Genomic DNA, 22,171 nt, shown 5'->3' with positions numbered 1-22,171 from the left:
CGAATCGGCGGACATCTCAAGGGTGTTGATAACCCTCCTGGCACTTGTCCGAACGTGACTGATCAAAAAACGTTCGTTGCGGCTACGTTGCCATCTGTTGATCTGCCCATGGTGCGGACGATACTTCAGGGGTCCGTGAACCGTTCAACTGCGAACGGCTACAAGGGAGAACACAGTGACCCTGTTGAACAACCCCCGAACGCGGCGCAGACGACTGGGAGTTGCCGTAGCCGCGGCCGGACTTCTGGCCGCGCTCTTAACGGGCGGCCCGGCGGCCGCCATCCCCGACCCCGGGGACGGGCCCAGCGCGCAGCAGCAGATCTCCAAGAGTGACGCGGCCGAGGCGAGGGCGGCGATCGCGAGCGGCGAGATACCCGGGAAGGACGAGGTCGTCCACTCCGAGAACATCGAGCACCTCGCCAACATCCCCAAGGAGGCCTTCACCGGCCTCAATTCGGACCTGGCCTTCCAGGGCCGGTACGCCTTCGCCGGCAACTACGACGGCTTCCGCATCTTCGACATCAGCGACCCGAAGGCCCCGAAGACCGTCGCGCAGGTGCTCTGCCCCGGCTCGCAGAACGACATCACCGTCTCCGGCGACCTGCTCTTCCTGTCCACCGACTCCTCGCGCAGCGACAACTCCTGCGCCAGCACCTCGCAGCCCGCGACGGAGAAGTCGTCGTGGGAGGGCATGAAGATCTTCGACATCAGTGACAAGGCGAACCCGAAGTACGTCGCCGCCGTCGAGACGTCCTGCGGCTCGCACACCCACTCGCTGGTGCCCGAGCGCAGGAACGTCTACATCTACGTCTCCTCGTACTCGCCGAGCGCCACCTTCCCCGACTGCCAGCCCCCGCACGACGGCATCTCGGTCATCAAGGTCCCGCGCAAGGCCCCCGAGAAGGCGGCCGTGGTGAGCTTCCCCGTGCTCTTCCCGGGCGAGGGCCCCGACGGCGGCGGGAACCCGGGCGGGCCCACCAACCCGGGCGTCTCCAAGACCACCGGCTGCCACGACATCACGGTCCTGCCGTCGAAGGACCTGGCCGCGGGCGCCTGCATGGGCGACGGCATCCTGTTCTCCATCAAGGACCCGGAGCACCCCAAGGTCATCGACCAGGTCGAGGACAACGTGAACTTCGCGTTCTGGCACTCGGCGACCTTCAACCAGAAGGCCGACAAGGTCGTGTTCACGGATGAGCTGGGCGGCGGCGGCGCGGCCACCTGCAACGCGGCGATCGGTCCCGACCGCGGTGCCGACGGCATCTACGACATCGTCGGCAGGGGCGACCACCGCAAGCTCGTCTTCAAGAGCTACTACAAGATTCCCCGCCACCAGGCCGACACCGAGAACTGCGTGGCACACAACGGCTCGCTGATCCCCGTCAGGGGCAAGGACCTCATGGTCCAGGCCTGGTATCAGGGCGGCGTCTCCGTCTGGGACTTCACCGACTCCGCGAACCCCAAGGAGATCGCCTACTTCGAGCGCGGCCCGCTGTCCACCGAAACCCTTCAGGTCGGCGGATCCTGGTCGGCGTACTACTACAACGGCTACATCTACTCGAACGACATCGCCAAGGGCTTCGACGTCCTGAAGCTCAGCGACCGGCGCACGGATCCGGCCAAGAAGGTCCACCTGCGTGAGCTCAACGTCCAGACGCAGCCGGACTACTTCGACTGACCCTCCTGCGGCCCCGGTTCGGTCGCGAAGAAGCGGGACAGGTCCGTCTCGCGTGTGCCGCCGGACGCCTCGGTGTCCGGCGGCACCCCCATCTCCCAGTCCAGCCGGTAGCGCTTGAACAGCTCGGCCCGCAGTACCGGAACCTTCATCGGCACCCCCGGGACCAGGGCCGCGTACACCGCGCCCATGAGCAGCGCGCGCAGCATCGGGTAGTCGCTCGTGACCTGCTGCGATCCGTACCGTGCGACGGTGTCTCCGAGCAGCTCGGAGAGCCGCCGCTGCTCGGGGCACTGGACGAAGCCCTCGGCCTGGAGCAGTCCGGCCATGTGCTGTCGCATCAGCACCGGCTGATCCTGGGTGAGGCCCAGGATCGCGTCGATGGCGCGCGCCATCCGCTCCCTGCCGTCCTCGGTACGCGGCTCGCGTTCGAGGGCCTCCTCCAGCGTGCGGTGCATCAGCCGGTGCACCGCGGACTGCAGGAGCTGTCGTTTGCCGGGGAAGTAGTACGACACGAGTCCGCGCGCCGATCCCGCGCGATCCGCGATGTCCCCGAGCGTCGTGGCGTCGTAGCCGCGCTCGCTCACCAGCTCCACCGCGGCCTGCAGCAACCGTTCCCGGGAACGCCGCCGCAACTCTTCATTGACCGATGCGCTTCGCGGGGACATGCTGTAACTCCTGCGTTGACTGGCTGCCAGCCAACTATACTCAACGCGTCCGGACCAAGACCCTCCGCGGGTCGGTTCCGGGCTGCCGCCGACCTGGGGCGACGCGGGGGATCGCCTCAGGTCGGACGCGCGGCAGCGCGCGTCCGAGGGGCGCCGTGCGATCGCCCGCCGGCCACCGGGTCATGAACCGGCCTCCTGCTCCGTGCCCGTCTCTCCGTGAGGCGGGCACTGGTACGTCGCGAGGTGGACGCGCCACCAACTGGTGACCATGTACCAGCCGACCGACCAGCTCAGCAGCACGTTGCCGACGAGGGTTTCCCGGTCGTGGCTGCGAGCCGTGTTGTACAGGGCGGCGGCGGTGACGTACGTGAGCAGGCTGGCGAGGAGAATCCAGAAAGCTGTCTTCATTGCGGACCTCGGAGGTGTGCGGCGGGGGCGCCAACTTAGCCATGGCCAACGCATTTGGGACCCATTGCGCTTTCTTGGTTTCCTCTTGACCGGACCGGGTCGCTTGGGACCGAAAGCCATCCGTTCCGCGGCGAGATGCCTGGCACGTTGTGATCTCGGAGCGCGAACAGCCGTTCCCGGGCTGACGTGGGCGTTCGTATGCCGACCTCGCGTGCCGGAGCGGCGCGGAAGCTCGCCCCGGATCAGGCCCACGGACGCGCGGACGGTCGCCCGGGGTCCCTCTCCATCACTCGCAGAGGCCCCGAGTCCTCTTTAGAGTGGCCTGGAGCCCCGAGGAGGATGACGGACATGGATCAAGAGCAGATCCTGACCAGGATCACGGCGATGGTGGACGACGAGCGGCGGCTGCGCGACGCGCTGGCGACCGGGCAGATCGACGGCGCCACGGAGCAGGCGCGGCTCGGACAACTGGAGCGCGATCTCGACCAGTGCTGGGACCTGCTGCGCCAGCGGCGCGCGAAGTCCGAGTTCGGCGAGAACCCGGACGAGGCACAGGTGCGTCCGTCGTCGCAGGTCGAGGGCTACCAGAGCTGACGCCGGGCGTCTCCCGGCCCGCGTGTCTCAAGGTCCGCCCGGTGTGCCGCCGGGGTGCCCGCAGCCGGTGCGGAGCCGGGGGGCGGGCTGCCGCGCGCCCGGCGACCATGCGAGTCCTTCATCGGCGAAGGCGTCCGCACCCGGGTGTCGTACCTGGCGAAGCCCAGCGGCTGTCCGCCCTCTCCTGAGACCCCGGCCCGGCGTGTCAGCCCGCCAGGTCGAGTACCGGCCGCAGGCCGTCCGGGCGATCCACCACCGGCAGATGGTCCACGAAGTGCACCGCGCAACCCAGGGCCGCCGCACCGCCGTCCGCCCGCCGGTCGTCGCCGACCATCAGAGTGTCCTCCGGAGCGATGCCGAGTCCGGCGCAGGCGATCGCGAAGAGCCGCGGATCCGGCTTCTGGATGCCGTGCTCGTAGGACAGGACGTACGGACCGACGTACGGGTCGAGACCGTGGTCGCGGAAGACGGGCCGCAGGTCCCAGCCGATATTACTGATCACCCCTACCGCGAGGCCCCGCTCGCGCAGCGCGCCGAGCACCTCGGCGGCATCGGGATAGGGCTTCCAGGCGGCGGGCGTCATATGGCGGTCGTAGAGCGCGTCGTGCAGACCGGGATCGGGCAGCGACACCTGCCGGGAGAGACCGGTGAACGCCGCTCTGTGCTCCTCGGCGCTCCGGTCGCGGACCTCCCACGGCGCCGCGAGATGCGCCGGCACCGGCCGTCCCGGGTGGGCGCCGCCCGGGAGGGCGCCCGCAGACTCCAGCTCCCGCGCCTTCTGGGCCAACTCCGGCTCCGGGAGCGCGTGACCGGTCTCCGCGAGCACCGCGCGCAGCCATGCCTCGGTGGGCTCGACGCGGAAGAGGGTTCCGGAGAAGTCGAAGAGCACGCCCTTGATCGCCATGAGGGCAATCCTTCGCGGCGCGGCTGGTGCCGGTCAAGGCGGCCTCGGACGCCCCACCGCTCGTACGTCGCCACCGACAGGGCGACGATCAGGGCACCGACGAGCCGGCCGCCCAGGACGTCGGACACCCGGTGGACGCCGAGCCGTCAGGATCCGGAATGCGTGTGTGACGCCGGCGGCGTCGACCGCCCATAGGTGCGTGGTCCGGGCGATGTCACCGTCGAGGCTGATCAGCGGGTCCCAGGAGAACGCGACGAGCAGGAGGAGGGCGACGGCGGCGAGGGCCGGCGCGGCCGCACCGAGCACCGCTGTGCGGGCGCCCGGCGCGAGGGAGTTCGCCCAAGGATCCTCGCCGACCCGGTACGCGCGAGGCCGATTGCCGCCGCGCAGAGGCTCGCGCACGGCGAGGGCCACGCACCCGCGGCCGCCGTCGCACGGCCCCGACCCGCCCACCGGGGCGCAGGCACCCTGACGCCGACCGGCCGACGGCTAACCCAGCGCCCGCAACCCCGGCGCGAACGCCACCAGGACCGGAACCACCGGCACCAGCGTGGCAGCCGCCGTCAGTTGCAGCCGACGAGCCGCGGTGAGCCGGTGCCGGGGAGTGAGGAGTCGGTCGACCCGCTGCGGGACATGCGCGCCCGGGGTCGGGCAGGGCCCGAACACGCCCCGGTCCTCGTTGAGTTCGACCAGCGCGAGAGCGATCGTGAGCCGGCCGAAGCGGTGCGACGCCATGTCATCGGCGGCGAGTTCGACCAGCCGGTGCATCTCGTCGCGGAACGCGGCGAAGACGGGCACCTGCGGAAATCCGTTGGCCAGCGCGGCCGAGCAGTGCAAGAGCCAGTCGTGCCGGGCCCGGGCGTGCCCCTGCTCATGGGCGAGCACGGCGTCCAGTCGGCGTCCCTTGAGACGCCGCAACGCGGCTGTGGTGATGACCAGTTGGGGAGCCGCGCCGGGCAGCCACCAGGCGTCGGGACGTTCCCCCTCGAGGACGACGAGACGGTCGGATCCGGGCTCCTCGCCGGGCAACAGCGGGGAGCGCAGCAGGAGTTCGGACCGGCGCTGCCGACGGCGCAGCCGTGCCCTGGTGATCTCGCGGGCCAGCATCGCCGCTGTCCAGGCGCCACCGCACGCGAGCGCCACGGCGGTGGTCGCGGCCCAGGGGCTTCCCGCGCTCAGCGCGTAGGCGTCCACGACCGACGCCGGTGCCCCGCCGAAGACATGGCCGCGCACGACCGCCCAGGCGGCGGACGCGCTGAGCGTCATCGACAGGGCGCAGCACAGCAGAACGCCCGCCACCACGCATTGCCACACCCACAGGGCGACCACCGGTTCCCGGTCCGGCCAGTCCGCCCCGGCGAGCAGTCGCGGAGCGACCACGGCGGCCAGGGCGCCGAGCAGCAACAGTGCCGCGGGGACCATCATGGGCGAAGCCTATGAGCGGGGCGTCGCCGCTGGATACGGGCAGCGACGCCAAGTGACGTACGCCACGGTTTCCTGTCAGAGCGTGACCAGCATCGCCAGCATCGAGATTCCCATCGACAGGCGGCAGGCCTGGGAGAGTTCGGGGCGGTCGCCCCAGCCGACGGTGCGCGGTCCCCCGCCCGAGGCGACGGCCCCCGACGCACCGGCCAGGGGCAGGAGGCGGACGCCCGAGCGGAGTACGTAGCCGGTGAAGTAGAGCAGGAGCACTCCGGTGAGGACGGGGACCCCGGCGCTGCCGTGGACGTGGTGCGCCGGGGAGGCGGTCATCACGGCCGCCATGTAGACCATCGCGAAGGCGCCCATCAGATGGTGCAGGTGGTGCCGGCTGCCGCGGGCCGCCCAGAGCGCGCGCAGCGCGGTGAGGCCGAAGGCGACCGCGCAGGTGAGCCAGACCCAGCGCGGTGGGGACGCCACGGCCGCCGGTACGGCCATCGCGGCCATGCCGAACCCCATGAGCGCCTCGCCGCCCGCGGTGCGGCGCTGTTCCTCGACCGGGCTGCGCATCCGTAGCAGGCAGTAGGCCCCGGTCGCCGCGCACAGCGCGACGAGCAGCCAGCCGGGCGAAGCCGGTCCGTGCACCGCGTACCTCCCCGTTCGACGATGTCGGTCACGCGATGCCGGGCGGGCGGTGCGGGGCGGGCGGTGCCGGACATCGACCAGTCGGTCAGGGCATGCCCCGGGCGGCCGGTGCGCATACGAGCGCAAGGGTGTACGCGGGGGAGCGTGCGGGAGTGCACCGCAGGTGGGAGCGGCGGCAAGAGAAATGCTTTACAGGTAAAACACCTGCTAAGGTCATAGGTATGAGCAGTGCGACCCGTCCCGTCCCTTCGCGTGCCCGCCGCCTTCCGCTGGCCGGTGTGCTGCGCCTCGGCAGGCCCTCCGACATCTGGTTCAAGCCCGCCCTGAGCGTCGTCGTCGCGGTCGCCCCGCCGAATCTGACGCTGCTGGTGCTCGGGCGCCTGGACCTGGCGATGTACACCATGGCCGGGTCGCTCTGCGCGCTCTACGCCCACAACCGCCCGTACGCCGCCCGGGCCCGAGCCCTCGCCTGGGTGGTGGTCGGGATGCTCGCCGGGCTCGGCGTCGCCCTGGTCGCGGCCTCGCTCACCACGAGCGCCGTCGTGCTGGTCACCGTCGGCGCGCTGCTGGCCGCGGCCCAGAAGGTCCTGTGCGACGCCACCCGGATCGGCCCGCCCGGGCACGTCGTCCTCGCCTTCATCTCCTCGGCGTCCCTGTTCGTGCCGCAGAGCCTCGGCCAGGTGCCGGGCCACCTCGCGCTGGGCGCGGCGGCGGGCGCCTGGGCGTGGATCGTGGGGATGGCCCCCGGCCTCGTCCGCCCGCACGGTCCGGAGCGCCGTGCCACCGCACACGCGCTGAACGCCGCGGCGGTGTCCGCCGGGGCGTCGGACGACCTCCGGGCCCGCGCCGCCGCGGCCGCCGCCGTGCACGCCGCCTGGCAGTCGCTGTTGTCCACGGGAGCCCGCTCCGCGCCCCGGCGCGCCCTCGAGCGACTCGTCGTACGGGCCGAGGTCGCGATCGCCGCACCCTCCGAAACGGACCCCGAGCGGTTGCGCGGCTGGGCCCGCGACCTGGCCGGCACCGGGCCCGTCCCGCGCCCCGACGACCTCGGGGACGCCGCGGACGAACTGCTCGGCGTCGATGCCGCGCTCGCCTCCACGGAACCGTCGCTGCTCCGCCGCCTCGGCCCGCTCGCCCCCATCGCCCTGCGCACCGCGCTCGGCTGCGCCCTCGCCGGATACGTCTCGCTCGCACTCGGCGTCGGCCGCCCCTACTGGGCGCTGGTCACCGCAGCCTCCCTCTATCAGGCCAACGTCACCCTGACCTGGAGCCGGGGTGTCCAGCGCGTGGTGGGCAACCTCCTCGGCGTGCTGGCCTTCGCCGCCCTCGCCCCGCTCGCCCATGTCGGCCAGGCGGCCCTCGTCCTGTGCTGCCTCGCCCTGAACTTCGGCGCCGAGGCGCTGATCGGCCGCAACTACTGGCTCGGCAGCGTCTGTGTCACCCCCATGGCCCTGCTGATCACCGAGTTCGCGCGCTCCCAGCAGCCCGGAGAACTGATCACCGACCGGGTCCTGGACACCCTCGTGGGCGCGCTGGTCGGCTTCGCCGCCGCCATCGCCGTCACCAACCGGCGGGCCGGCGACCGCATCGAACGCGCGCTGTCCGCGGTGGAGCGCGCCCGGGAACACGCCGTCGGACTGCTGGCCGAGGAGCGCCCGGAGCCCGGCGCCCTGGAGTCCGCCCGCCGCGGTCTCTCCGCCGCCGTCGTGGACCTGCGGTCCGCCGCGGACGCCGCGGCCGGCGAATGGTGGCAACGCGCCTTGCCGGAGGAGCGGGTGATGCGGGCCGAGCAGGCCGGACACCGTACGCTCGCGGCGACGGTACGACGCCAGGGACTGGCCTGCTGGGAGGGCGCACGGGCATGACGACAGCGGACGGGCGGAGCGCGGCGGACGGCGACCCGGCGACGGACCCGGCGGTGCCCGCCGACACGGTGGCGGCCGTGGTGCGTCAGTGGGAGACCGTACGGCCGGATCTCGACACCGGGCCCATGGAGGTCATCGGGCGGGTCAACCGCTGTGCCGCGCTCCTTCAGCAGGCCGAGGACGCACCCCTGCGGCGGGCCGGGCTCACCCGCCCCGAGTTCGACGTGCTCGGGACGCTGCGCCGCACCGGCCACGAGCTGACCCCGAGCGAGATCGCCCGCGAGACCTTCTCCTCGGGTGCGGCCGTCACCAAGCGGCTCAAGCAGCTGACCGAGAGCGGTCTGGTCGAGCGGCGCGGTGACACCCGTGACCGCCGGGTCGCCCACGTCCGGCTGACCGACGCGGGACGCGAACTGGTCGACGATGTCCTCCCCGATCAACTCGCCTACGAGACGAAGGTGCTGTCCGGGGTCGACCGCGACCGGCAGCGCGAACTGGCCGGACTCCTGGGCGAGTTGCTCGGGCAGCTGGAAGGCCGGCTGAGACTGCCGCGCGCCTGACGCCACTCCGACGGCGGCGCGTCCCCTCGTGCGTGCCGTCCCGCACCTTTCCCGCCGTCTTCGCCGCCATCCGGGCCCCGGTCGACCGCTGACACGCGTCGCGATCCCTCCTGCGTTCGGCCGCATCGGTCCGGCTGTACGGGCGAGGTACGAAATATCGAACCTCGGCATCCTGGGGGGCGCCCTGGCCCCTCGCCTGCGAGCGGGCGGTCCGGGGCCGCGCCGACACCCGGGTCCGGCTGACCGCTGGCCGGCACACCATCACGCTCGCCGCCCAGGACCCCGACCTCGGGGCGACCAGAGGCGACGCGAGCCTCGACAGGATCGAACTGGCGCTGCGCGACGAGCACGTGGACGCACCCGCGCTGTACGAGCCGCGTACGCGGTCGGCGGCGCGCGGGTGGGTCACGCGCACCGGGGAGCCGGCGGACCCGGTGCCGCCGTACTCCCGGCCGGCGGCACCGCCGCGTTCTGGGTGCACGCCGACCATGACGGCGAGGCGACCGTGACGGTCGGTCAACTGGACGGAGGAAAGGGCGCCTTGACCGTCAATGGCGAGAACCTGGGGAGTCTGGTTCCACGCTTTCTGCGACCTCACCGTCCCGGTGACCCTGCACCCGGGCCCCAACACCCTCACCTTCACCGCCGAGGCCCTGCCCAACCGCGACGGCACCCGTCCCCACCCCGACCAGCACCGCAGCGCCCACGCCCCCGTCATCGACCAGGTGACGGTGACAACGGTCGCCTGACGTCCGTTCGGCACACCTTCCCCGACAGCGGCTCGCGCGTCAGTCGTCCTCGGCCGACGCGTAGATCCCGAAGGCCGCGCCCTGCAGATCCCGCGCGACGGCGATGCGTCGGCCGTGGGGTTGTGACATGGGTTCCATCAGCAGGTGGCCGTCGGCCATGAGGACCGCTTTCACCGTGGCGTCCACGTCCTCGACGGCGAAATAGGGCAGCCAGTGCGAGGGGACCTCGTGCGGGAAGTTCTCGTCCATGGTGACCATGCCGCCGAAGTCGGCTCCGTCGATTCCCCACTGCGGGTAGCTCTCCGACGCTCTCACGGTCCAGCCGAACACCGTCGTGTAGAACTCCGTCACCCTGTCCGGTGCCCGGGTCAGGAGCTCCACCCAGCCGAGCGCGCCCGGCGCGTTGAACAGCCCCGCACCGGGAAACGCCCGTGCCTGCCACATCTGGAATGCGGCGCCGCCCGGGTCGAAGGCGACCGCGAGCCTGCCCACGTCGAGCACGTCCATCGGGGCGAGGACGATCGTTCCGCCGGCGGCCCGCACGGCTTCCGCGGCCGCGTCCGCGTCGTCGACGGCGAACGACACGTTCCAGGCGACGGGCTGGGATTCCTGGTAGAGCGGGGAGATCGCCGCGACGGCAGCGTCCCCGATGTGCGCGACCGTGTACCCGCCCGCCTCCTGACGCGGGTCCGTCTCCGGGCGCCAGCCGAACAGATCGGCGTAGAAGCCCTTGGCGCTCTCCAGATCGCTGGTGCCGAGCTCCGTCCAGCAGGGTCCGCCGGTCACCGGCCTGTCGAGCTTCATGAGGTTCCTTCCGCAGCGAGCCCCCTCAGCACGCTAAGCCCGCCATGGAGCACCGGCCAACCGGGCGCCGCGTCCGGCAGGCGGACACCGCCGGCCCGGCGCCGTGCTGGACACCGTATAGGCCCCATATAGCGACCGAACCCACGCTCGACTCACTCGAACGAATGAGGGGGCTCGGACATGGGGCGGGACGGCAGCGCGACACGAGTGGCGGTGGTGACCGGCGGGTCGCGGGGCATCGGACGCTCGGTCGCCGTACGGCTGGCACAGGACGGTTTCGACGTGGCGATCTGCTACCGGTCGGACGACGCGGCGGCGCAGCTCGTGCGGAAGGAGATCGAGGACGGGGGCGGCAGGGCGCTGGCCCGCAGGGTCGACGTCGCCGTCCGCGAGGAGGTGCAGGAATTCGTGTCCGCCGTGGAGACGGAGCTCGGCACTCCCGACGCGGTCGTCACCTCGGCGGGCATCACCCGGGACCGGCCCCTCGCTCTCATGGGGGACGAGGACTGGCACTCGGTCCTGAGTACCAATCTGAGCGGCACCTACCATCTGCTGCGCTCGGTGATCCGGCCGATGATCCGCGAGCGCGCCGGAGCCGTCGTCACCCTCTCCTCGGTCGCCGGGGTGGCGGGCAACGCGGGCCAGGCCAACTACTCCGCGTCCAAGGCGGGGATCATCGGCCTCACCCAGTCGCTGGCCAAGGAGGCCGGACGCTACGGGATACGGGCCAACGCCGTCGCACCCGGTTTCATCGAGACCGAGATGGTCGCGGGGCTGCCCGACAGCGTCGTCGAGGGAGCGCTCACCCGCATCCCGCTCGGGCGGTTCGGACAGCCGCGCGAGGTCGCCGACCTGGTCTCCTTCCTGGTCTCCCCGAAGGCCGCCTACATCACCGGACAGGTGCTGCGCGTCGACGGGGGCATGGCGCTGTGACCTCCGACGGCCTGTGGTTCCGCCGCTATCCGGCGGCGCGTTCTCCGCGCGTCCGCCTGGTGTGTCTTCCGCACGCCGGGGGGAACGCGCAGCTCTTCCACGGCTGGCCGCACCGGCTGCCCGGTGACGTCGAACTGCTCGCCGTGCGCTACCCCGGGCGCCAGGAGCGGATGGCCGAGCCGTGCGCCACGTCGATGGAGGAGCTCGCCGACCCGATCACCGCGGCCCTCGCCGGACACCGGGACGTGCCGCTCGCGCTGTTCGGGCACAGCATGGGCGCCGCCGTGGCCTACGAGGTCGCGGCCCGCCTGGAGAAGACCGGACCCGGGCCCCGACACGTGTTCCTCTCCGCGCGCAACGCCCCGCACCGCGCGCCCCGCACCGCCCTGCACCGCGCGGCCGACGACGTGCTGCTCGCCTCCGTGCGGCGGCTCGGCACCCTCGGTGGCGACCCCTACGGCATCCCCGAACTGCGCGACCTGCTGCTGCCCGTGCTGCGCGACGACTACCGCCTCATCGAGACCTACGCACCGAGGAATCCGCCCATGCTCCGGGCCCCGGTCACCGCGTACGTCGGTGCCGCCGACCCGGGCTGCGACGTCCGACGCGTCGGTGCCTGGGCCGACCTGACCACCGGCGGTTTCGACCTGCGGACCTTCCCCGGCGACCACTTCTATCTGGCCCCGGGGGAGGCCGAGCTGACCGCGGACATCGCCGCGCGGCTCGCCGCACCGCCGCAAGGGCTCACCGCATCCGCCAGCCAGGCCGCACGACCGGCGGCCACGACCGCGAGGACAGCTCCATGACCAACACCGAGACCTGGGCACCGCTGGAGATCACGGCCGAGGACGGTGGCGGCGCCGACGAACTGCTCGCCCGGCTCGACACCCTGGACCCCGGCCCGGACGACCTCCTGGTCCGTGAGAAGGGCCTGGTCATCCGAGGCTTCGGCATCACGCCCGAGACGCTCGACACGGCGTTCGACCGGCTGCTGCCGCACCGCCTGGCGTACGTCCACGGCAACTCGCCGCGCACCAAGGTCGGCGGAAACGTGTACACGTCGACGGAGTACCCGCGGGAGTACACCATCTCGATGCACAACGAGATGAGCTACGCGCACGCCTGGCCCACCCGGCTCGCCTTCTACTGCGAGGTGACGCCCGGCGGCGGTGGCGCGACCCCCGTCTCCGACGCCGCCCGCTGGCTGGCCGCGCTCGACGACGAGGTCCGCGAGGCCTTCGCGGGCGGCGTGCGCTACCTGCAGAACCTGCACGACGGGTACGGCCTCGGAAAGAGCTGGCAGGACACCTTCGAGACCAAGGAACGCGACGATGTCGAGGAGTTCCTGTCCGGCACCGGCGCCGAGTGGACCTGGCGCCGTGACGGCAGCCTGCGCGTCGAGTCGGTCCGCCCGTCCACCACCCGGCACCCGGTGACCGGCGCCGAGGTCTGGTTCAACCAGGCCGACCAGTGGCACCCGGCCGGGCTCGGCGACGACACCGCCGCCGAACTCGCCGCGATCCTCCCCGAGGACGAGCTGCCGCAGATGGTGAGGTTCGCCGACGGGAGCCCCATCCCCGCCGCGTACGTCACCCAGATCCGGGACCGGGGTCTGGCCGTCGCCGTCGACGTCGACTGGCACCGCGGTGACCTGCTGCTCATCGACAACGTCCTGCTGGCGCACGGACGGCGGCCGTTCACCGGCGACCGCCGGGTCCTCGTCGCGATGTCCGACTGAGCCGGGGGACGACGACATGACGACCCCGGACCAGAAACCGCTGCCCGGCTGGGCCGGCACCGGTACCGCACCCGCGCTGTACAGCGCCGCGGACGACGGCGCGTCCGTCCTCGACGACATCCGCCGGCACCGCGCCGAGCTTCGGCAGTCCCTGACCCTGCGGGGCGCGCTCCTGCTGCGGGGCTACGCCGTCGGCGGAGTCGACGGCTTCGACGCCGTCGTACGCGCCTTCTCCGGAACCCCGCCCCTGGCCTACGCGGAGCGCTCCTCACCCCGCAGCACCATCAAGGGCCAGGTCTACACCTCGACCGACTACCCGCCGGCCGAGGAGATCTTCCTGCACAACGAGAACTCCTACCAGGCCGTTTGGCCCGGCACCCTCTACTTCTACTGCGCGGAACCGCCCGTCACCCAGGGCGCGACCCCGCTCGCCGACACCCGGCGGGTGCTGGCGGGCCTCGACGCCGAGGTGCGCGAGGAGTTCGAGCGGCGCGGCTGGCAGGTCGTGCGCAACTTCCACACCGGCTTCGGCGTGCCCTGGCAGGAGGCGTTCAACACCACCGACCCGGACGCCGTGATCGCGTACTGCAAGGAGCGGGACATCGTCGCCGAGTGGCGGCCCGACGGCGGGCTGCGCACCACCGCGCACCGCGCTGCCGTGCACCGCCACCCCGTGACCGGCGAACACGTCTGGTTCAACCACGCCACCTTCTTCCACGTCACCACGGTCGCCGCCGAGGTGGGAGCGGGCCTGCGGGCGATCTTCCCCGACGAGGACCTGCCCACGAACACGTACTACGGCGACGGGGGAGCCGTCCCGGACGAGGTGACGGACCATCTGCGCGCCGTCTACCGGGCCAACTCCGTGCGCTTCGACTGGCAGCGCGACGACGTGCTGATCGTCGACAACATGCTCACCGCGCACGCGCGCGAGCCGTTCACCGGGCCCCGGCGGATCGCCGTGGCCATGGCCGAGCCGTCCGACACCCCGTCGGACGAGGGGAGTTGAGGACGCCATGTCACAACCCGAGGTGAGGAAAGCTCCGTTGGACACCTATCTGACCCCGCCGACCCACGGGTCCCGGATCACCGGCATCGCCGCCTACCGGCCCGCGCGGCTGCTCTCCAACGAGGAACTGTCCCCGCGGACGACGGTCTCCCCGGAGTGGATCGAGCAGCGCACCGGCATCAAGACCCGGCACCACGCGGGCGAGGCCGAGGACCTGGTCACCATGTCCGTCGCCGCGGGCGAGAAGGCCCTCGTGATGGCCGACATCGACCCGCACGAGGTCGACCTGACCGTCGTCGCCACCGCGACCCGCAAGCGTCGTATGCCCGGCATCGCCCCGGAAGTGGCCAGCCGTATCGGACTGCCCAACTCGGGTGCCTACGACCTGAACGCGGTGTGTGCGGGCTTCACCTACGCGACGGCGATGGCCTCCAACGCGGTGCGGCTCGGTGAGGCGCGGCACGTCCTGGTGGTCGGCGCCGAACGCACCAGCGACTGGATCGACCCGAACGACCCCGACACGTTCGTCATCTTCGGTGACGGCGCCGGCGCCGCCGTCGTCTCGCGCTCCGACCGCACCGGCATAGGCCCCGCCGTATGGGGGAGCGACGGCGCCCGGCACAGCGTCCTCGGTCTGACCGAGCGGGCCGACGGACGCGAGTACGTCGCCATGAACGGCCCCCTCGTCTACAAGTGGTCGACGGCCACCATGCCCGACGTCGCCCACCGGGCCTGCGCGGCCGCCGGGATCACCATGGCCGACATCGACTGGTTCGTGCCCCACCAGGCCAACAACCGCATCATCAAGACCCTCACCCGCGAGCTGGAACTGCCGCCCGAGCGCGTCGTCAACGACGTCGTCGACACCGGCAACACCTCCGCCGCCTCGGTGCCGCTCGCGCTCAGCCGCCTCTACGAGAGCGGCCGCTCCACGCCGGGCGAGCACGTCCTGCTGCTCGGCTTCGGCGCCGGACTCACCTACGCCGGACAAGTCGTCCGCATGCCCTGACCGGGCCCCTTCTCCAGCGCATCCGGCACCACCGCACTCCTTCACAGAGACGGAAACTCACATGACCACGCACGAGCCCACCACCGATGTCCTGACCGCCGAGGTCATCGCACTCGTCAAGCGCACCGCCCCCGACCTGGAGGGCGACATCGACGCCGACTCCAGCTTCGAGGAGATGGGCATGGACTCGCTCACCCGGGTCGACCTGCTGGCCGCCGTCGAGAAGACCTACAGCCTCTCGGTACCGGACGAGACGGTCGCCGACCTGCTGCGGGTGCGTGACGTCGTCGCCTTCCTCGCCACGGCGAAGGCAGAGGTCTGACAGTGACACTCGACCACGGGGGGTCGGCGATGGAATCCGTCCACGGAGCGCCGACGGCCGAACCCGCCCTCGACACCCAACTCCCGCTGTCCGTGGGGCAGGAGGGCCTCTGGCTCCTCCAGCGCCTGACCCCCGACAGCGCGACGTACAACCTCGCCGGCGGCGCCCGGATGACGCCCGCGCCGGATCCCGCGATCCTCGCCCGCGCCGTACGTGCGCTGACGGATCGTCACTCCATGCTGCGCTCCCTCTACACGGAGACCGACGGCCAGCCCTGCCGTGTCGTCCAGGAGGTAGGCACCCTGGGCGAACTGACGGTCCATGAGATCCCGGACGCCTCGGACGAGGAACTCGACGAGCTGGTGAAGGCCCAGGTGCGACGGCCGTTCCGGCTGGACACCGAGGGCCCCTTCCGCGCCGTGATGCTGCGCCGGCGCGGCGACGCGGTGGTACTCGTCCTCACCCACCACATCGCGACCGACGCGTTCTCGCAGTGGCTCCTGTGGCGCGACCTTCTCCAGGCCTACGAGGCCTTCGCGACCGGCGCCGGGCAACCCGGCTGGGAACCCCTTCCCGTCACCTACGACGACTCCGTGGAACGGGAGCAACTGCTCCTCGAGTCCTCGCGGGGCAAGCGCCAGGCGGAGTTCTGGCAGGAGGAGGCCGCCGGCGCCCGCGCCGCCGAACTCCCCACCGACCGGCCCCGCCCCGCCGTCTCCTCGCAGTCGGGCGCGAGCCTGCTGCGCCGGCTGCCCGACCGGCTCTCCGACAAGGTGCTGCGCACCGCCGCGAGCCGCGGGGTCTCCCCGTTCGCCCTCACCCTCGGCGCCTTCCAGGCACTGCTGCACCGATGGGGCGGCCAGCGCGACTTCCTGCTCGCCTGCCCCGCGTCCACCCGGCGCTCCTCCGCGGCCCAGGTCGTGGGCTACTACGTCAACCCGGTGCTCATCCGCGCCCGGTTCGACCGGCAGACCACGCTCGCGGACGCGATGGCCCAGGCCGCCGACCGGGTCCGGCAGGCCACCGCCCGCGTCTCCTACCCGTACCCGCTGGTCGCCCGTGACGCCGGCACGGCGGGTCCGCTGTACCGGATCTCCGTGACGATGGTCTCCACCGACCGGTTCGGATCCGGCATGGGCGGCGCCGCCTCGGGCGAGCCGATGAACGTGGCCGGCATCGAGACGACGTACATGGAGATCCCGCATCTGGAAGGCCAGTGCGACCTCTCGCTGGAGATCACCCGCGATGTGTACGGCCTGACGGTGGCCCTGCGCTACGACACCGATCTCTTCGAACAGGCCACGGTGGAGCGACTGTTCGACCTCTTCGTCCGGTTCGTCGAGGCGGCCGCGGACGACCCCGACCAGCGCGTCTCCCGCATCCCGCTGACCGACGACGCCGAACGCCGGGCCCTGCTCGCCCTCGGCGGCTCCGGCGGCTCTTCGTGAACGACCGCGCGGGGCACCGGCAGACCCGCCCCGCACGGCACCCCGCGACCGACCACGACCCCGGCAGGAGTCCGCGGCCATGACGCCACGACCGGTGCTCGACGGCATCCTCGACGCCATCGGTGACACACATCTGGTGGAGCTCGGCGGCCTGCTGCCCCGCTTCCCCTCCCGAGTCCTCGCCAAGCTCGAAGGGTTCAACCCCGGCGGCAGCGTCAAGGACCGGTCCGCGCTGTCCATGCTGCTCGGCAGGATCCGGGGCGGCGAACTGATCCCCGGCCGGTCCACGGTCGTGGAGTCCAGCTCCGGCAACCTGGCCATCGGGATCGCCCAGATCTGCCGCTACTACGGGATCGACTTCATCTGTGTCGTCGACCCCAAGACCACCCGGCAGAACCTGGCGATCCTGCGCGCCTACCAGGTCACCGTCGACATGGTCACCGAACCCGACCCGGACACCGGCGCCTACCTCCCGGCCCGGCTCGCCCGGGTCCGGGAACTGGTGGCCGCGACACCCGGCGCCTACTGGCCCAACCAGTACGCCAATCCGCTCAACCCAAAGGCCCACACCCGCACCATGCGGGAGATCGCCGGGGCACTCGACGACCGGGTCGACTACCTGTTCTGCGCCACCGGCACCGGCGGCACCCTGCGCGGCTGCGCCGAGTACATCCGCGACCGCGGCCTGTCCACGACGCTGGTCGGCGTGGACGCCCTCGGCAGCGTGCTGTTCGGCGGACCGCCGGGGCCCCGGCTGCTGCCCGGACACGGCGCGGCGGTCCGTCCCGCGCTCTTCGACCCGACGCTCGCCGACGAGGTGGTGCTGGTCTCCGACCTGGACTGCGTCGTCGGCTGCCGGACCCTGACCCAGCGCGAGGCCATCCTCGCCGGCGGCTCGTCCGGGGCCGTCACGGCCGCGCTCCGCAGGTTCGCGGACCGCATCCCGGCCGGCAGCACCTGCGTGCTGATCTTCCCGGACCGCGGCGACCGCTACCTCGACACGATCTACGACGACGAATGGGTGCGCCGCCAGTTCGGCGAGGTGAGCCACCTGTGGAAGGAACCGGAGCACACCATGGCGGTGGGAACATGCTGATCATCGGCCACCAGACGGTCGCGGGGCTCCTCCAGGACCGCGAGAAGGAGGTCATCGACCTCGTCGCCGACGCCTACCGGCGCCACGACGAGGGCCGCACCAGCGTGCCGCACTCCGTCTTCCTGCGCTTCCCCGACCGGCCCCGGGACCGGATCATCGGCCTGCCCGGCTACCTCGGCGGCAGTGCGGGGGAGCGGGGTGCCGGCGCGGACGAAGGCGACGACGGGATCGCCGGCATGAAGTGGATCGCCTCCTTCCCCGGCAACATCGCCGACGGAGTCCAGCGGGCCAGCGCCGCCATCCTGCTCAACTCGCTGCGCAACGGGCAGCCCGAGGCGCTCATCGAAGGCTCCCTGATCTCCGCCCAGCGCACCGCCGCCTCGGCGGCCGTCGGAGCCCGCTTGCTGCTCGGCGGACGCAGGCCCTCCGGGATCACACTCATCGGCTGCGGAGTCATCAACCGAGAGGTACTGCGCTTCCTCGGCGTCGAACATCCCGGACTCGACCGGCTCACCGTGTACGACACCGACCCCGAGCGCGCCCGGAGGTTCACCGAGGACAACGCGCGGCTGCTGCCGTCCGCCGCCGTCCGCCACTGCGACTCGCTCGACGACGCGCTGGCCGCCCACGACCTGGTGTCCATCGCCACCACCGCCGCGACCCCGCACACCGGACTCGACGCCTGCCCGCCCGGCACGGTGGTGCTGCACGTCTCACTGCGGGACCTGACCACGCACGCCGTGCTCCAGGCCCACAACGTCGTCGACGACCCGGACCACGTCTGCCGCGAGAACACCTCGGTACACCTCGCCGAACTCGCCACCGGTGGACGGGAGTTCATCGACGCCAGTATCGGCGCGCTGCTGCGCGGCACCGCGCGACTCGACCCGCGGCCGGGCAGGCCCCTCGTCTACTCGCCGTTCGGGCTCGGCGTCCTCGACCTCGCGCTCGCCCGCTTCGTACGGGACCGGGCCCGCGCCGGAGGTCTGGGCACCGACGTGACGGACTTCCTGCCGGCCCCCGCCGCGTAGCCGCCGGCACCCGCCGCACCCGCCCTCCGCCGTACGGGCCCCTGCCCTGCAGGGCCGCCGCACCGCCGCACGTGCGTTCACCTTCCCTGGAGAAGAGATGACTGTCCCGCTGCACGAACTCATCGCCCATCAGGCCGTGTCGACTCCGCTCGCCGTCGCGGTCGACGGCGCCCAGGGGCCGCTGAGCTACGAAGCGCTCGACCGGCGCGCCAACCGCGTCGCGCGGCTGCTCACGGCCCGTGGCATCGGCGCCGAGGACCGGGTCGTCGTCTGCCTGCCGCGCGGTCACGACCTGGTCGCGGCACTGCTCGGTGTCTGGAAGGCGGGCGCGGCCTATGTGCCGCTGGACGCCGGGCATCCGCAGGAACGTACGGCCTGGGTGGTCGCGGACAGCGGCGCGGGCGCCGTCGTCACGACCGCGGCCGATGCCGGGTCGTTCGAGAAGCTCCTGCCCGGTGGCGTGGTGACCCTGGACTCCGAGACCCTCGACGAACTCCCCGACACGGCACCCCCGTCGGAGGTGACCGCGGACCACGCCGCCTACCTCACCTACACCTCGGGCTCGACCGGCCGCCCCAAGGGCGTGCTCGTGCAGCACGGCGGCATCGCGGGGCGCGTCGCCTGGTCGCTGGACAACCAGGGGCTGACGGCGACGGACCGGGTGCTCCAGAAGACCGTGCTGACCTTCGACGCCGCCGGCTGGGAGCTGTTCACCCCGCTCGCCGCGGGCGCCACCGTCGTCATGGCGCCGCCGGGTGCCGAAGCCGACCCGGCGCTGCTCGTGGCGACGGTCGCCGACGCGGGGGTGACCGTCCTCCAGGGCGTGCCGTCCGTGCTGCGGCTCCTGGTCGCCGAGCCCCGCTGGGCGGACTGCGCGGACCTGCGCCTGGTGTGCTCGGCCGGCGAGCCGCTGGACGCCGGACTGTGCCGCCGCCTCGCGGAACCGGGCGGTGCCCGGGTCTGGAACACCTACGGGCCCACCGAGTGCTCCATCGATGTCACGGCCCAGCTCTTCGACCCCGAGCGGCACACCGAGGCGGTCCCCATCGGACGCCCGATGGACCACATGCGGGTGTACGTCCTCGACGCCGAGTTCGACCCGGTGCCGATCGGTGTCGTGGGGGAGCTGTACGCGGCGGGCGAGGGCACGGCGCGCGGCTACGCGGGCCGCCCGGGACAGACCGCCGAGCGCTTCCTGCCCGACCCGCACGGCACCCCCGGCAGCCGGATGTACCGCACCGGGGACCTGGTGCGCTGGCGTTCCGACGGTGCCCTGGACTTCCTCGGCCGCGCCGACCAGCAGGTCAAGGTCAACGGAGTCCGGATCGAACCGGCCGAGGTGGAGGCCGCGTTGAACGCCCACCCGGACGTACTGGGGGCGATCGTCGACGCCCGGATCGCGGGCGACACCAAGCGGCTCGTCGCCTATGTGACGGCCGGGCGCCGCATACCCAGGGACGAACTGCGCACCTTCCTGCGCGGCCGGCTGCCCGAGCCGATGATCCCCTCGGTCTTCGTCCCGCTGGACGCCTTCCCGCTGACCAGCAGTGGAAAGGTGGACCGGGGAGCCCTGCCCGACCCGGTCCAGGAGCAGGCACGCAGCGCCGAGTACGTCGCCCCGCGCACCCCCGCCGAACGGCTCGTCGCCCAAGTGTGGGAGCAGCTTCTCCAGGTCGAACAGGTCGGCGCGCACGACGACTTCTTCGCCCTCGGCGGCTCCTCCCTCGTTCTCACCCGGCTCGCCGACGCTCTGCGCAAGGCGTCCGGGGACGACATCCAACTCCGGGGCCTGTTCGGCGCGTTCACCGTCGAGGCGCAGGCGAGGCTCCTGGAGGAGGCACGGCCCGCGGTGCCCGGTGTGACCCCGGTCGGCCGGGACCGGCCGCTGCCCCTCTCCTCCGGGCAGCACCGGCTGTGGTTCCTGGACCGTATGCACCCGGGCAGCCCCGAGTGGGTGGCACCCTTCTTCCTCCGGCTGCCGGCGGGTACCACCCGCGACACCGTGCAGGCCGCGCTCGACGCCCTTGAAGCCCGCCACGAGTCCCTGCGCACCCGTTATCCGGTCGAGGGTGAGGAACCCCGTCAGGTGGTCGTCGCGCCGGGGACGGTCGAACTGCGTGTCGAGGACGCCTCGGAAGCGCAATTGGAGCGGTTGTTCGGCGAGCAGTTCGGCCGCGGCTTCGACCTCACCGACGGCCCGCTGTGGCGGGCGTTGCTGGTCCGGGTGCCCAAGGGCGGCCCGGTCCTGCTGGTGACGACCCATCACATCGCCACGGACGGCTGGTCCACCGTCCTCCTCGACCGCGAACTGCGCGAACTGTGCGCAGCGGCGCACGAGAACCGTTCACCTCGGCTCGACGAACTCCTCGTGCAGTACGCCGACTTCGCGGCCTGGCAGTCGGCACACTCCGACGACATCGCGTCGTCGCGGGAGCTGGACCACTGGAAGCAGGCCCTCGACGGCCTGCCCGAACTCCGGCTCCCCACCGACCGGCCCCGGCCCGCCCGGCGCGACGCGCACGGCTCGGGCGTCCGCTTCTCCGTGCCCGCCTCGCTCGCCGACGCCCTCACCGGGATCGGGCGCCGGCACGGTGCCACTCCCTATGTGACCCTGCTCGCCGCCTTCGGCGCGCTGCTCGGTCGCTACAGTGGCCAGGACGACTTCGGTATCGGCAGCCCGGTCACCGGCCGCACGCGCCCCGAGACCCAGAACACCGTCGGCTTCTTCCTCAACTCCCTGGTGATGCGCTGCGATCTGACCGGCGACCCGACCTTCGCCGAACTCCTCCAGCGCGTCCGCGGCACGGTCATGGCCGGCTTCGCCCACCAGGAACTGCCCTTCGAGCGCCTGGTGGACGAACTCCAGCCCACCCGTGACCTGTCCCGCACCCCGCTCTACCAGGTCGCCTTCGACCTCCAGGACGACGGCGCCACCTCCGTGGCCGCCGACGACGTCCTCATGGACGCCTTCCAGGGCGCCTGGCGTGTGGCCAAGACCGACCTGACCCTCTTCGTCTGGCGCCAGTCCGACGGCTCCCTGATCGGTGCCTTCGAATACGCCACCTCGCTCTTCGACCACGACACCGTCGAGCGTCTCGCCCACCACTTCGTGCAACTCCTCGAAGCCGTCGCGGCGAACGTGGACACCTCCCTGTCCGCCGTCGACATCACCTCCGTCCAGGAACGCCGACTCCTCAAGGCCTGGAACGACACGGTGGTGTCGGTGGGTGAGGTGTCGGTGCCGGAGTTGATCGCGGAGCGTGCGGCGGTGTCGCCGGGTGCGGTGGCGGTGGA

21 protein-coding genes are annotated in these 22,171 nt (G+C 72.1%); 15 read left to right on the top strand and 6 right to left on the bottom strand.

Annotation, left to right across the window (positions count from 1 at the left end; genetic code table 11):
• Positions 1-175 precede the first annotated feature (175 nt).
• A complete protein-coding gene (locus tag ACWD68_RS23605) occupies positions 176-1,678 on the top strand; it encodes an LVIVD repeat-containing protein (RefSeq protein ID WP_451808419.1) in 1,503 nt (500 codons plus the stop codon).
• Here ACWD68_RS23605 and ACWD68_RS23600 read toward each other — a convergent pair.
• Positions 1,666-2,343, bottom strand: coding sequence for a TetR/AcrR family transcriptional regulator (locus tag ACWD68_RS23600; RefSeq protein WP_451808418.1), 678 nt, complete (start codon positions 2,341-2,343; stop codon positions 1,666-1,668). The two genes, ACWD68_RS23605 and ACWD68_RS23600, sit on opposite strands and share 13 nt — an antisense overlap.
• 180 nt (positions 2,344-2,523) lie before the next feature.
• On the bottom strand, positions 2,524-2,751 hold the full coding sequence (locus ACWD68_RS23595) for a hypothetical protein (protein WP_451808417.1): 228 nt from the start codon (positions 2,749-2,751) through the stop codon (positions 2,524-2,526).
• 348 nt (positions 2,752-3,099) lie between these two features.
• Between ACWD68_RS23595 and ACWD68_RS23590 the strand changes: the two genes are divergently transcribed.
• The gene (locus ACWD68_RS23590; RefSeq protein ID WP_451808416.1) at positions 3,100-3,345 is read left to right on the top strand and encodes a DUF2630 family protein; all 246 of its coding nucleotides are present in this window, start codon (positions 3,100-3,102) and stop codon (positions 3,343-3,345) included.
• A 205-nt stretch (positions 3,346-3,550) separates the two neighbouring features.
• On the opposite strand, the gene ACWD68_RS23585 is transcribed toward ACWD68_RS23590, so the two are convergent.
• The 3 genes from ACWD68_RS23585 to ACWD68_RS23575 form a co-directional block, all read right to left on the bottom strand.
• On the bottom strand, positions 3,551-4,249 hold the full coding sequence (locus ACWD68_RS23585; RefSeq protein ID WP_451808415.1) for an HAD family hydrolase: 699 nt from the start codon (positions 4,247-4,249) through the stop codon (positions 3,551-3,553).
• Positions 4,250-4,738: 489 nt separating this feature from the next.
• Complete coding sequence (locus ACWD68_RS23580) at positions 4,739-5,674, bottom strand: M56 family metallopeptidase (protein WP_451808414.1); 936 nt, start codon at positions 5,672-5,674, stop codon at positions 4,739-4,741.
• A 75-nt stretch (positions 5,675-5,749) separates the two neighbouring features.
• Entirely contained in the window at positions 5,750-6,313 is a 564-nt protein-coding gene (locus tag ACWD68_RS23575) for a DUF5134 domain-containing protein (RefSeq protein WP_451808413.1), read from the bottom strand.
• A 221-nt stretch (positions 6,314-6,534) separates the two neighbouring features.
• Between ACWD68_RS23575 and ACWD68_RS23570 the strand changes: the two genes are divergently transcribed.
• The 3 genes from ACWD68_RS23570 (at position 6,535) to ACWD68_RS23560 (ending at position 9,487) form a co-directional block, all read left to right on the top strand.
• Positions 6,535-8,178 carry an FUSC family protein gene (locus ACWD68_RS23570; protein ID WP_451808412.1) on the top strand — a complete coding sequence of 548 codons (1,644 nt, stop codon included), beginning with the start codon at positions 6,535-6,537 and terminating at the stop codon, positions 8,176-8,178.
• Positions 8,175-8,738 carry a MarR family winged helix-turn-helix transcriptional regulator gene (locus ACWD68_RS23565; protein WP_451808411.1) on the top strand — a complete coding sequence of 188 codons (564 nt, stop codon included), beginning with the start codon at positions 8,175-8,177 and terminating at the stop codon, positions 8,736-8,738. The genes ACWD68_RS23570 and ACWD68_RS23565 overlap by 4 nt, the downstream gene beginning before the upstream one ends.
• A 551-nt stretch (positions 8,739-9,289) precedes the next feature.
• The gene (locus ACWD68_RS23560) at positions 9,290-9,487 is read left to right on the top strand and encodes a hypothetical protein (RefSeq protein ID WP_451808410.1); all 198 of its coding nucleotides are present in this window, start codon (positions 9,290-9,292) and stop codon (positions 9,485-9,487) included.
• Between the two features lie 39 nt (positions 9,488-9,526).
• Here ACWD68_RS23560 and ACWD68_RS23555 read toward each other — a convergent pair whose 3' ends face one another.
• Positions 9,527-10,291, bottom strand: a complete 765-nt coding sequence (locus tag ACWD68_RS23555) for a VOC family protein (RefSeq protein WP_451808409.1) — start codon at positions 10,289-10,291, stop codon at positions 9,527-9,529.
• Between the two features lie 180 nt (positions 10,292-10,471).
• Here ACWD68_RS23555 and fabG point away from each other — a divergent pair, with 180 nt between their 5' ends.
• From fabG to ACWD68_RS23505, 10 genes are all read left to right on the top strand, one after another.
• Positions 10,472-11,224, top strand: a complete 753-nt coding sequence (gene fabG, locus ACWD68_RS23550; protein ID WP_451808408.1) for a 3-oxoacyl-[acyl-carrier-protein] reductase — start codon at positions 10,472-10,474, stop codon at positions 11,222-11,224.
• The gene (locus ACWD68_RS23545; RefSeq protein ID WP_451808407.1) at positions 11,221-12,030 is read left to right on the top strand and encodes a thioesterase II family protein; all 810 of its coding nucleotides are present in this window, start codon (positions 11,221-11,223) and stop codon (positions 12,028-12,030) included. The genes fabG and ACWD68_RS23545 overlap by 4 nt, the downstream gene beginning before the upstream one ends.
• Complete coding sequence (locus ACWD68_RS23540) at positions 12,027-12,962, top strand: TauD/TfdA family dioxygenase (protein ID WP_451808406.1); 936 nt, start codon at positions 12,027-12,029, stop codon at positions 12,960-12,962. The genes ACWD68_RS23545 and ACWD68_RS23540 overlap by 4 nt, the downstream gene beginning before the upstream one ends.
• 16 nt (positions 12,963-12,978) lie before the next feature.
• Positions 12,979-13,971, top strand: coding sequence for a TauD/TfdA family dioxygenase (locus ACWD68_RS23535; RefSeq protein ID WP_451808405.1), 993 nt, complete (start codon positions 12,979-12,981; stop codon positions 13,969-13,971).
• 37 nt (positions 13,972-14,008) lie between these two features.
• The gene (locus tag ACWD68_RS23530; RefSeq protein ID WP_451808404.1) at positions 14,009-14,980 is read left to right on the top strand and encodes a beta-ketoacyl-ACP synthase III; all 972 of its coding nucleotides are present in this window, start codon (positions 14,009-14,011) and stop codon (positions 14,978-14,980) included.
• 61 nt (positions 14,981-15,041) lie between these two features.
• Positions 15,042-15,302 (top strand): acyl carrier protein, encoded by a 261-nt coding sequence (locus ACWD68_RS23525; RefSeq protein ID WP_266755827.1) that lies wholly within the window; start codon positions 15,042-15,044, stop codon positions 15,300-15,302.
• A 29-nt stretch (positions 15,303-15,331) separates the two neighbouring features.
• Positions 15,332-16,750, top strand: coding sequence for a condensation domain-containing protein (locus tag ACWD68_RS23520; RefSeq protein WP_451808403.1), 1,419 nt, complete (start codon positions 15,332-15,334; stop codon positions 16,748-16,750).
• Positions 16,751-16,829: 79 nt separating this feature from the next.
• Positions 16,830-17,846 (top strand): 2,3-diaminopropionate biosynthesis protein SbnA, encoded by a 1,017-nt coding sequence (gene sbnA, locus ACWD68_RS23515; RefSeq protein WP_451808402.1) that lies wholly within the window; start codon positions 16,830-16,832, stop codon positions 17,844-17,846.
• Positions 17,840-18,877 (top strand): 2,3-diaminopropionate biosynthesis protein SbnB, encoded by a 1,038-nt coding sequence (gene sbnB, locus ACWD68_RS23510; RefSeq protein WP_451808401.1) that lies wholly within the window; start codon positions 17,840-17,842, stop codon positions 18,875-18,877. Before sbnA ends, sbnB begins: the two co-directional genes overlap by 7 nt.
• Positions 18,878-18,974: 97 nt before the next feature.
• On the top strand, positions 18,975-22,171 hold a 3,197-nt coding region (locus ACWD68_RS23505; RefSeq protein ID WP_451808400.1), incomplete at its 3' end, for an amino acid adenylation domain-containing protein.

This window comes from Streptomyces sp. NPDC005141, from assembly GCF_053599975.1.
The sequence above is the reverse complement of the archived record's forward strand: the minus strand, read 5'-3'. Positions and strand labels throughout refer to the sequence as shown.

Bases quoted from the DNA above. Each gene is read 5' to 3' on its own strand.
- ACWD68_RS23600 (WP_451808418.1), bottom strand. From the start codon at position 2,343: ATGTCCCCGCGAAGCGCATCGGTCAATGAAGAGTTGCGGCGGCGTTCC.
- ACWD68_RS23595 (WP_451808417.1), bottom strand. From the start codon at position 2,751: ATGAAGACAGCTTTCTGGATTCTCCTCGCCAGCCTGCTCACGTACGTC.
- ACWD68_RS23590 (WP_451808416.1), top strand. From the start codon at position 3,100: ATGGATCAAGAGCAGATCCTGACCAGGATCACGGCGATGGTGGACGAC.
- ACWD68_RS23585 (WP_451808415.1), bottom strand. From the start codon at position 4,249: ATGGCGATCAAGGGCGTGCTCTTCGACTTCTCCGGAACCCTCTTCCGC.
- ACWD68_RS23580 (WP_451808414.1), bottom strand. From the start codon at position 5,674: ATGATGGTCCCCGCGGCACTGTTGCTGCTCGGCGCCCTGGCCGCCGTG.
- ACWD68_RS23570 (WP_451808412.1), top strand. From the start codon at position 6,535: ATGAGCAGTGCGACCCGTCCCGTCCCTTCGCGTGCCCGCCGCCTTCCG.
- ACWD68_RS23565 (WP_451808411.1), top strand. From the start codon at position 8,175: ATGACGACAGCGGACGGGCGGAGCGCGGCGGACGGCGACCCGGCGACG.
- ACWD68_RS23560 (WP_451808410.1), top strand. From the start codon at position 9,290: ATGGCGAGAACCTGGGGAGTCTGGTTCCACGCTTTCTGCGACCTCACC.
- ACWD68_RS23555 (WP_451808409.1), bottom strand. From the start codon at position 10,291: ATGAAGCTCGACAGGCCGGTGACCGGCGGACCCTGCTGGACGGAGCTC.
- fabG (WP_451808408.1), top strand. From the start codon at position 10,472: ATGGGGCGGGACGGCAGCGCGACACGAGTGGCGGTGGTGACCGGCGGG.
- ACWD68_RS23540 (WP_451808406.1), top strand. From the start codon at position 12,027: ATGACCAACACCGAGACCTGGGCACCGCTGGAGATCACGGCCGAGGAC.
- ACWD68_RS23535 (WP_451808405.1), top strand. From the start codon at position 12,979: ATGACGACCCCGGACCAGAAACCGCTGCCCGGCTGGGCCGGCACCGGT.
- ACWD68_RS23525 (WP_266755827.1), top strand. From the start codon at position 15,042: ATGACCACGCACGAGCCCACCACCGATGTCCTGACCGCCGAGGTCATC.
- ACWD68_RS23520 (WP_451808403.1), top strand. From the start codon at position 15,332: ATGGAATCCGTCCACGGAGCGCCGACGGCCGAACCCGCCCTCGACACC.
- sbnA (WP_451808402.1), top strand. From the start codon at position 16,830: ATGACGCCACGACCGGTGCTCGACGGCATCCTCGACGCCATCGGTGAC.
- sbnB (WP_451808401.1), top strand. From the start codon at position 17,840: ATGCTGATCATCGGCCACCAGACGGTCGCGGGGCTCCTCCAGGACCGC.